Below are 9,042 nucleotides of genomic sequence, written 5' to 3'. Positions count from 1 at the left end.
GGACGTCGACGTCCAGGCCGCTTCGCTGTGTGTGGCTACGCGCTGCTTCAGTGGTTTCGAGATCCCATGCAGAGGACGAACCGCAGGTTAGCTACCGGGAGTGCGTACTGCGCGCATCTCCTCCGCCGCCCGCAGGAGCCGCTGTTTCTCTTCTTCGATCATGCGCTCGATCTCGACCGGATCGAGGGCATTACGGATGCCTTCCAGGAGGAACTCCCGGGCCAGTTCCGCGACCGATTTGTTGCGAAGCTTCGCGATGCTGGCCAGCGTCCGATAGTCCTCGTCGAGTAGGCGCACGCTGAATGTGCTGGTCGCAGGCGACGATGCAGATTTGGTCATGGCTCATCTTCTCCTTCCGTTGCGGTCACCACGGTTCGGTGGTTCCTTCGGTTCAATACGCCAAGTGGCATGCATCCCTCGCCGCTGTGCCACCGACACAACTGGTTCGATGCATCTAATTGGTATTTGAACCATAGCACTTCATTGCCGTCAACAGGTGCTATGGTGCGACCTCTTGTATCGACTAACCACTGGTTCACGCGGATGCGGGCGCTCGCGACGAGTGTCAACGTCCGAACACGGCGCCGAGCAGCTCCAACCCACAACCGGGCATCCATCGACTCGGCCTCGTGCCCGCCACTAGCTGGCCGACTCTCTCGTCGGGGTGGGGAGAATCCAGCCCTCGGGGTGGTGGTTTCACTGACAGGCACCAGGCTTAATTGAGCTTCCTTGCCAGAGCCCGGCGTTCGCGCACCCGCGGGCACGATGGGGTCGACCCCGACAACCGAGTAGCAGCCGGGCTATCGGCCGCCAAAGCCCAGTCCACGAAGGCAAAGAGATGCCGGATGACTGATTCGAACAAAGCACAAACCGGTGAATTCCACGTCGTCGATCTCGCGGGACACCCTTTTCGCGAGTGGCTGCACGATTGGGTCCGCGCGGAGGCGCTTCGACGCGTCGAACCCGTCCTCGAGCACATGTTCGATCCCGCGTTCAAACGCATCACCGACCTGCTCGGCCACGACGAAGAATCCGGGAACCCGCACGACAGGTAACCAACCCGCTCGAAGCGCATGCTCCGACCACGGCGCGGCGATCCTGCCGCAGTGGGTTGAGCCAGCTCGCATAGGCCGAGGCTGGGCAACTTGCCCGATAGCCGTATCGGGGTGCTGATTTCCAGAGCGATCCCCGCCGGATGGGATGCCGTCTTGGCCACCGGTCGTCGCGGCGCCTCAGCCTCAGGTCGAACGGTCCGATATCGGCATCACGTGACAGGTCGGTACCCGCGAATCGGTGTCGGTGCGAGGGGATCGCTGACGTAGATGGGTATTTCGATCGGCCCGGTGCCAGCGAATTGGCGTTTCCGGTTACCCCGGTTCGCGGTGACCACCTCTCGGGTGTCGGTGACCCCGTGGTCATCGAGGAGACCTCGCATGCGAACGGTGAACGCGGGCGCGTGCCGTTCGAAGTAGAACAGCACATCCAGGATCTGGCATGAGTGCTCAGCGACGATCCACCGCAGAATCGGGTCGGCCGCATCGCCTGCAGCCCTGACCAGCTGTTCACAGAACCGCAGCTGACGGCGGCCTTCGGGCATGCCCATGATCATTCGAGCGATGTCCACGGTCACGGGGCTGTAGTCCTTGGCCATGGTGAGCAGCATCGCCTGGAATCGTTGAGGGGCCGGCCATGGCAGCGCTTCGAACAGCAGCCACCCGCTGGTCGGGTGCTTGGTCAGTAGGTCGGCGACCAGCGGTGCGGGATCGGGTGACTTCAGCACGGCCTCACCGAGTCTGGCCAAGGGCGTGTAACAGTCCGGGATTCCGGTCCAGGGCCGCAGCCGCTCGTCCCAGTCCCGCAACGCACAGGCCAGCAGTAGGGTCGTCTGCTCACGGTCCTTGGCGAACATGACGTCCAGCAGCGGCCCGAGGTGGATCACCAGCTCGAGGAGGTGGCCCACACCGTGCTGCTCAGGTCGGGTGAGCCGCGGATCGAGCAGTGCGGTGCTCAGGTGATCGAGGTATTGGCGTTGGACGTCGACGAAGGCGACCAGGTCGTCGATTCCGTCGCCTTCCAGCTTGATCTCGTTGGGTACGCGGGTGATCTGGCTCAGGCGCACCAGGATCTCGGTGCGGATCTCTGGCCGTAGTTGCTGGTAGAGGTCGGCCAGCAGGTTCGGGCGTTGCATCGCCCGCGCGTGGCGGATCAGCTGGACCGCGGCGAGGAACATCTGCTCGGTGTGGTTGCCAGCCAAGGCCGACAACAGCTTTCCCGCCAGCGCAGGTCCGTCGGTGCCGCTGTCGATGACCCCGCCGAGCAGGCTCTCCGGACCGTGCGACAGGTCGCCGGCGCGTACAACAACCTCACGGCGAGCGCGGGCGATGTCTCCCTTCTTGACCACACCGGCCAGCCGCCGACCGAAGGTGATCATCGGGCTCTGTTCCAGGACGCTGAACTCGCCGTCGCCGCTCAGCGGAGGAGACACCGCGGCGATCCGCTCGGCGATCTCGGTGTTCCTGGAACCGATCTCGGCGAACATCCGGGAGCTACGCGGGTAGTCGCGGCGCCGGACCTCCTCCAGAAGTGCCGCCGGCATCCCCGGATCGATCTCACCCGCCAGGTAGATCAGGACGTCGATCAGGTCGGAGAACAGGAGGATCTCGTCCATCTCGTCGACCGCGCGCTGCTCGTCGTTGGCCTCGAGCAACCCGGCCAGCCACTCGGCGTTGCGCTTGAGCTCCGGGGACAGCGCCGCCGAATGTCGGCTGCTGCGCGGACGCGGTCCGACCAGCTCTGGCACCTTCACCGCTACCGGGCGCGCGGTCGACGGCGACGCGTTCCTCGCCCGCTGCAGCTGAGGATCGAACTCGGCGTGCAGGTCGTTCGACGATCTGCCGATCTTGCCCGCCACGCTGGTCAGGATCGCGTCGTAGAAGTCCTGGCGCGGGCCGGTCTTGGATTCGCGCATCTGGCGGCTGCACTGCTTGGCGTCTAGCGTCAAACCGTTCGCCTCGACAACCTGCTTGTGGGTCAGGTCCGCTTGAACGAGAAGCCCGTTGAGCGCGGCGTTGAGCTCCCGGGTCGCCGGCGGCAGCCCTTTGAACGCGTCCGGAGAAGTCGGCAGAGGCCGCCCGGCTCGTCTTGTCTCCGGCACCTGCAGGCCTTTCCAGTTGTCTGAGCTATCTGTCAGCGAGCCTCGTGCCGTTCAAGTGTAGAACTCCACCCGGACAATCCCGAATCTCCACGGGGACAATCACATCCACGCACGTCAGGGACTATTCCGGCTTGGCGGACAATTCTTCGACGCTGTTGAATCGCAGTGCGACCGTCAACCGGCAGTCGTACGAGAAGGGACCCGCATCGGCAACTTGGCGGCCAACGATGCGGGTCCCTGCGTCAGACCGAACTCAGAAAGATCCGACAGCACATGTTCTCTCATGAGGTCCCCGGATCGGAAGATCCACACACCGGACATGACCGGACACCGCTCGACAGTGGGTGTGACGGTATGTCCGTGCTCGGCGCCGGTGTCGTTCGACAGTGCTCGGTCATGGACGAGGAAGCTGTGGCGACGGTGATGCGATCAGCCCTGTGGGTGTCGGCATGAACCTTTCAGTGCCCGTTATCGTCCTGGTGGTCTGCCTGATTGCGGCGGGGGCGATCATCTGCGGTCTAGGGGCTGTCGTCCTGGCCCAGAAGAAGGGCCAGGACGGCGCCACGGCGATCATCGCCGGTTTCGCTGCCGCAGGCGTCGCGGTCCTGATCGGCTGTGCCCTCATGGGTGCGATCGCCGACATGGCCTGACAGCCCGACACCGTTTGGTACGCAACAAGAACCCGCCCAGATGGTCTGGGCGGGTTCGCGAGCCCGATCGGCTGGCGCACGCCTGAGCGGCGGATTCAGCTGGGCAAGCCGACTTCGTCGGGAGTCTTGTCGGTCCGGATCCCCCGAAAGCTCGGATGCCGCAGCAGTCCGTCGGCACTAATCTCGCGGTATTCGATGTCGGCGACGAACACCGGCTCGACCCACCACGCGCCCCGCACCGCCGCGGCCGGCGGCTGGTCGTCGAGCGGGCTGGTGTCGCGGCGAACCTTCTCGAGGGCGGCGTGGATGCTGCGCCGGGCTTCGGTGGTGAATCCGGTCCCGACCCCGCCGATGCAGTGCAGGTGTCCTTCGGGAGTGTGTCCGGCCAGGATCAGGCCGCCGAAAGTGGAAGCGTTGGGGCCGGTTCCGGGGACCGCGCCGACGATGACGGCCTCGGTCGTTGCCCGCAGCACGGTCTTGATCCAGGCCGAAGAGCGGCGACCGGGCTCGTAGATCGAGTCGGCTCGCTTGCTGAGGATGCCCTCCAGCCCGGCCTCGGCGGCGGCGTGCAGCAGCTGCTCGGCGTCGTGCTCGGCCAGCGACCAGCTCGGTGGAATCCGCATGCGGGCGCCGTCGTCGATACGCAGGTCGGCCAGCTCAGCCCGCCGCGAGGTGTACGGATCGTCGAGCAGGATGTCGTCGTCGAGGGCGAGCAGGTCGAAGCCGATGTAGTCCACCCGCACCTGCTCGATCAACGCGGCTGCGGGGCGCCCGACGTGCATGCGCCGCTGCAGCAGCGAGAACGACGGCGCACCGGACTTGTCGGGGGCCACGAGCTCGCCGTCGAGCAGGATGGTTCGCCCGCAGGTGATCTCGGCCAGCGCGGCGACGACCTCGGGGTAGGAGCTGGTGATCTCGCGTAGGTTCCGGCTCCACAAGCTCACGCCGTCGGGGGTACAGCGGGCGATCGCGCGGACGCCGTCCCACTTCATCTCCGCGCACCAGCCGACGGGCGGCCGCGGGGGCCGTCCGGGTTTGGCCAGCATCGGCGCTGGCACCGCGAAACCCACAAGATCAGGCTAACCCCGGCCTACCTGCGGTTTCGTTTCGCCGTCGAAGCTGGGCGTGTTCAGACAGACCGTGGTGCTCGCTGCCCGCTGGTTCGGGCGGCCGGTCAGTGTCGGTGCCCGGCGGTCGCAGTCCGGCTGTAGCCAGTATCGGCGCGCTGACACCGATAGATAGGGCGCTGGTCCGAGCCGCGCCTGGACGTTATATGGCCGGTCTCCCCGTTGCCGCGGGGAGACCGGCCGAGTCGAGATCGCCCGGACGAGTGGACGGTTCCCGATCGCGCGAAACGGTGCGCAAATGCGCGTAACGGCGACTGGACCAATATCTCTGTCCGGGCTCGGTGGCGTCGAGGAAGACCTGACAATCCCGGACAGTCCAGTTTCTCCGCAGGCGTGAGGACCTGTGCTATATCCGGCTGTGCGAGGTCCGTATACCCGCTGGTGGAGCGTTAAAGGACCGTGTCATTTGTCCTGGGTAAAGGTGCGTAAGGGGGACCTTTTAGAGACGCGGAATGCCGAGCCTGCCAGGGTGGCAACACTGAACAGGTTGGTGTTGCCACTCATCGGTGGAGTCCGTCGACCTATGTTCGGCTGCTCGAGATTTTGCCGTTGACCTGTGTAGTTCTCCCGCGAAATCGGGTTTCCTTGAAGGGCAAGTGAATACCAGGGTTGGGATCTCCCAGCGCCCGCGGATTGCCGTCTGCGGGAGACGCGTTCGGTAGAGCCCCCGCCCATCGCCCCATCGCCCGGACGACGTGTTCTCACCCGAAAGGTCATCATGCGCATCTCTCTGCGGATTCCCGAGGTTTTCCGTACCGATCCCGATCCCGTCGGCGGTGTCCGTCGCTTCCACCGTGGTAGCGGGCTCTCCGCGCGCCTGGGGGCGTTCGGCATGATGGCCGGGGTGGCGATCGTGCTGCACGCCAACGGCGCCGACCTGGTCACCGCCTCCGGCGTCGTCGTCGCCCTCGGCGCGGCCGCCACCCAGCTGACGACCACGGCGCTCGCGCCGACCAAGTCGGCGCCGACGGCACCGGCGGGTGCCTGATGGTGCGCCCGGCTCGCCGGCGTGCCCGACAGGGACGCCGCGACCAGACCGCCGAGACCCAGGACGCACAGGCCCTCGACGCCCGCCTGGTCCTGGCCGACCGGGTCCGGGAGCTGCGTGAGTCCATCGGCGTCAGCCAGCGGGCCCTGGCCGTGCAGATCGTCTACAGCCGCACCATCGTCAACCGGGTCGAGTGTGCGAAATGGCCGGTGTCGTGGGACTCGGTGCGCGCGATCGTGGCCGCGCTCGGAGTCGTCGAGGACGAACAGGATCCGGCCAAAGACGAGATGGCGCAGTGGAAGACGCTGTGGCAGCAGGCACGCGACCGCTACTACCGCGAACCCCAGGAACTAGTCATGAGGAAGCCCATCATGGTGACGTCGGTCCGGCGTCGTCGGCAAGTTGATGGCGTCCAGCTTGAGCTGCCCGCGCCCGGGGAGCCCGCGCCGTCGTCGGTGAAACCGGAGCCCGAGGCCGCGCTGGTGCGCCCGCGCGGGTATCGGCAAGATCTGTATCTGCCCGACCCGCGCACGGTGCGCACCGTCGGCCGCTACGTAGATGCGCTTCAGCGCCTGCGAGCCTCGGTGGACAACCCGTCCTACCGCAAGATCGCAGGCCGGGTGCGGACCTTCCGAGTCGCCCTGGAAGGTACCGCCGGCGGTGGGATCGCGCCGAGTCACCAGACCCTGCATGACATGTTCAAACCGGGCCGGGTCGAACTGCACTGGGAGGTGGTGCTGGCCTTCCTGAGCGGGTGCGGGCTGAACTCCGAAGAGATCCGCTACTGGCACAAGCTGTTCCAGCGCTTGCACTACCGTCCCAGGGCCAAGTTCTTGCGCCAGATCGACGAGCACAGCCCGCCGCCGATGGTCGATCTCGACGGCGTCATCACCGCCGCGCAGTTCGTCGGCAAGCTGCGGGCGCTGGCCAAGGCGTCCGGGCGCAGCATGGACAAGGTCTTGAGCACCGCGAAGATCCATCCGGGCAGCTATCTGCCCTCCCGCTCGGCGGTCTTCGCGCGGTTCCGCGACGCGGAGCAGTCCAACACCCTGCCCGAGCGCGACGTGGTGGTGAGCTTCCTGCGCGGCTGCTACTGCCGCACCCACGGGTATCACTGCGTGCCTGATTGCAAGGCAGACTTGATCGAGCCGTGGATGCGTGTCTACGACAGCTTGTACGGCAGGAAGCGGAGCGATCCCTTCGCGTTCTCCCCGCCCGAGCTGAGCATGTTCGAGTCCAAGCTGGAGCCGGTCCTGATTCGCGAGACCGGCTAGCGGCGGGTTTGATGATCTTCCGGGGGGACACTTTTCGGCCATCTGCCGCGCAGAGGGTGTTCGGAAAACGACCGTTTACCGAACAGCCGGCCACATTCGGGCGCCGACGGCGGACTCGCAGGAGTGGGTGTTCGGAAACCCGTTCAGCCTCAACGGTCAGCCAGGCAGCCCGACCTCGTCGGGTGTCTTGTCCGGCCCGGATCCCGCGGGATTGCCGCAGATGCCAGAGATATCCCGCGTAGGGTCTAACTGTGAGAATTTCGCGCGGTCGCGCCGCGGCCCGTGTTGTTCTGTGGCAGCTCGCCACGGGAGCAACCGGCGCGGGCGCGGGCCTGACACTCGGCGCCCTGCTCGGCGCCGCGGTCTTCGGTCGCGCCAGCACCGGAGCTGCCGTGACCACGGCGGCCACCATGGTCACCGTGGCCGTGGCGTTCGGGCTCTGGATCCAGCCGGGAGGCCCTAGCCGGATGCAGGGCTCTCCGGCGCAGGTTCGAGGGGTCGAGGATCGTCCGGCCCTGCGGCATCGCTAGAAGTTCCACGGGAGAGCAGCATCTTCCAGACCGCGCGGAGCTTGAACGAGGCCGCTCCCATGGTCGCGACACTGCCGACCGCGCCCAAGCTCAGCGCGACCTGCGGCGACAACCCCGCAAGGTAGACCGCCGCGCCGATCCCCAAGCCCAGCATCGCGCCGGCACCAATCAGCGCCAGCGCAAGCATGGCGACCGTCGACCGCAGGAACGTCATCAAGGTGATGTAGCGCGCCAAGGTCTGGTCGTCGGCGGTTGCACGCACCAGCTGGCGGTCGATGGAATCGAGCCAATCCGCCGGCGCGCGGTTCACCCGAGGGGCGGGTGCGCGGGGCGGCTGACGACGAAGCGGCACGACCACCTCGGCGGAGGCTTGGCGCTGGTCGGGTTCGCGCTCACCGAGGCCGTTCGACTGCGGTCCGATCATGACGGTGCTCCCGCACGGCTGTCTTCGGCCGACCAGTGGCTGCTGAACTGAAAAGCCAGTGCGACGTCGCCACTCGCTGCGGTCGATCCGGAGGTTGCTCCGAACACATTGATCCCCAGGGGATTCGGGGACGACCCAACCGGAGGTAACCAGAACGGGAATGCAACACCGGTTCGGCCATCCGATCATGGACATGGATGGTCGAACCGGGTGCGGTGGAGCCCCACTCCCGGTCAAGGTAAAGCCCTGCAAGACGTGCGTTGCGGGGTTGCACCGACTCACGGTCGGTCAAAGTCTTACTGGCTCCAGAACCCTGGCGATGGGGGGTCCCAGCTCGACTGCAACGCTGCGGCCAGCATACCGGCAGTCATCGGCGGGATGCCACCGATCCTGGGTCCGACCGTGACCACTCAGGGGATCCTCAGGAGCCGCCTCGTGCCGGGGCTGCCGGGGCTTTGCACCCCCTGTCCGTACGGTCCGCGCCATGAATCTGAACATGTGGCAGACAGGTGTGGTCTCGCTCATCGTCGCGGCGGTGATCGGGCTCGCGAAGCTCCTTCGCACCTGGACGAAGCAGCACTGGCCGAAGTGGCGGCAGCGCCGCCGGGCCGCGGCCGACGCGCGCCGAGCCCAGCGGGATCTCCAGCAACGAGAACAGGCTCGGCAGACGGCGATCGCGGCCGCGGCTGCCGAGGGTCGGCTGATCGCGGTCGAGCACAAGGGAAGCGGACCAGTCGCGGTGCGCTTCAGCGACGACACCTGGTCGTACTACTTCAGCGGCAACCGCGAGGCATACAACACGGCGATGCGCAGCGGCGAGTACCCGCCGACGCGCACCTTCCCGAACTATCCGCCGCCTCTCCCCTGATCAGCTGCTGGGGCCGCGAGCCCTACC

At 66.5% G+C, this 9,042-nt stretch carries 9 protein-coding genes; 5 read left to right on the top strand and 4 right to left on the bottom strand.

Annotated features, from left to right (window positions below):
• Positions 1-87: 87 nt before the first annotated feature.
• Positions 88-339, bottom strand: a complete 252-nt coding sequence (locus tag ACWF9G_RS30375; RefSeq protein ID WP_452519553.1) for a DUF6290 family protein — start codon at positions 337-339, stop codon at positions 88-90.
• Positions 340-845: 506 nt separating this feature from the next.
• Here ACWF9G_RS30375 and ACWF9G_RS30370 point away from each other — a divergent pair.
• Entirely contained in the window at positions 846-1,055 is a 210-nt protein-coding gene (locus tag ACWF9G_RS30370) for a hypothetical protein (RefSeq protein WP_452519551.1), read from the top strand.
• A 209-nt stretch (positions 1,056-1,264) separates the two neighbouring features.
• On the opposite strand, the gene ACWF9G_RS30365 is transcribed toward ACWF9G_RS30370, so the two are convergent.
• Positions 1,265-3,001: a hypothetical protein gene (locus ACWF9G_RS30365; protein WP_452519550.1), complete on the bottom strand. Its 1,737-nt coding sequence runs from the start codon at positions 2,999-3,001 to the stop codon at positions 1,265-1,267.
• Between the two features lie 602 nt (positions 3,002-3,603).
• Here ACWF9G_RS30365 and ACWF9G_RS30360 point away from each other — a divergent pair.
• The gene (locus ACWF9G_RS30360; protein ID WP_452519549.1) at positions 3,604-3,804 is read left to right on the top strand and encodes a hypothetical protein; all 201 of its coding nucleotides are present in this window, start codon (positions 3,604-3,606) and stop codon (positions 3,802-3,804) included.
• 95 nt (positions 3,805-3,899) lie between these two features.
• On the opposite strand, the gene ligD is transcribed toward ACWF9G_RS30360, so the two are convergent.
• Complete coding sequence (gene ligD / locus ACWF9G_RS30355) at positions 3,900-4,874, bottom strand: non-homologous end-joining DNA ligase (protein ID WP_452519547.1); 975 nt, start codon at positions 4,872-4,874, stop codon at positions 3,900-3,902.
• Positions 4,875-5,649: 775 nt separating this feature from the next.
• On the opposite strand from ligD, the gene ACWF9G_RS30350 reads away from it, so the two are divergent.
• Both ACWF9G_RS30350 and ACWF9G_RS30345 read left to right on the top strand, forming a co-directional pair.
• Positions 5,650-5,919 (top strand): hypothetical protein, encoded by a 270-nt coding sequence (locus ACWF9G_RS30350; RefSeq protein ID WP_452519545.1) that lies wholly within the window; start codon positions 5,650-5,652, stop codon positions 5,917-5,919.
• The gene (locus ACWF9G_RS30345; protein ID WP_452519544.1) at positions 5,919-7,193 is read left to right on the top strand and encodes a helix-turn-helix domain-containing protein; all 1,275 of its coding nucleotides are present in this window, start codon (positions 5,919-5,921) and stop codon (positions 7,191-7,193) included. Before ACWF9G_RS30350 ends, ACWF9G_RS30345 begins: the two co-directional genes overlap by 1 nt.
• A 459-nt stretch (positions 7,194-7,652) precedes the next feature.
• Here the strand turns inward: ACWF9G_RS30345 and ACWF9G_RS30340 are convergent, their stop codons facing one another.
• The gene (locus tag ACWF9G_RS30340; RefSeq protein ID WP_452519543.1) at positions 7,653-8,147 is read right to left on the bottom strand and encodes a hypothetical protein; all 495 of its coding nucleotides are present in this window, start codon (positions 8,145-8,147) and stop codon (positions 7,653-7,655) included.
• A 484-nt stretch (positions 8,148-8,631) separates the two neighbouring features.
• Here ACWF9G_RS30340 and ACWF9G_RS30335 point away from each other — a divergent pair, with 484 nt between their 5' ends.
• Positions 8,632-9,015: a hypothetical protein gene (locus ACWF9G_RS30335; RefSeq protein WP_452519541.1), complete on the top strand. Its 384-nt coding sequence runs from the start codon at positions 8,632-8,634 to the stop codon at positions 9,013-9,015.
• Positions 9,016-9,042 lie beyond the last annotated feature (27 nt).

Source organism: Nocardia sp. NPDC055029, assembly GCF_053608525.1.
Note: the sequence above shows the minus strand (reverse complement) of the source record. Positions and strands in the feature narration are given on the sequence as shown.

Bases quoted from the DNA above. Each gene is read 5' to 3' on its own strand.
- ACWF9G_RS30375 (WP_452519553.1), bottom strand. From the start codon at position 339: ATGACCAAATCTGCATCGTCGCCTGCGACCAGCACATTCAGCGTGCGC.
- ACWF9G_RS30370 (WP_452519551.1), top strand. From the start codon at position 846: ATGACTGATTCGAACAAAGCACAAACCGGTGAATTCCACGTCGTCGAT.
- ACWF9G_RS30360 (WP_452519549.1), top strand. From the start codon at position 3,604: ATGAACCTTTCAGTGCCCGTTATCGTCCTGGTGGTCTGCCTGATTGCG.
- ACWF9G_RS30350 (WP_452519545.1), top strand. From the start codon at position 5,650: ATGCGCATCTCTCTGCGGATTCCCGAGGTTTTCCGTACCGATCCCGAT.
- ACWF9G_RS30345 (WP_452519544.1), top strand. From the start codon at position 5,919: ATGGTGCGCCCGGCTCGCCGGCGTGCCCGACAGGGACGCCGCGACCAG.
- ACWF9G_RS30340 (WP_452519543.1), bottom strand. From the start codon at position 8,147: ATGATCGGACCGCAGTCGAACGGCCTCGGTGAGCGCGAACCCGACCAG.
- ACWF9G_RS30335 (WP_452519541.1), top strand. From the start codon at position 8,632: ATGAATCTGAACATGTGGCAGACAGGTGTGGTCTCGCTCATCGTCGCG.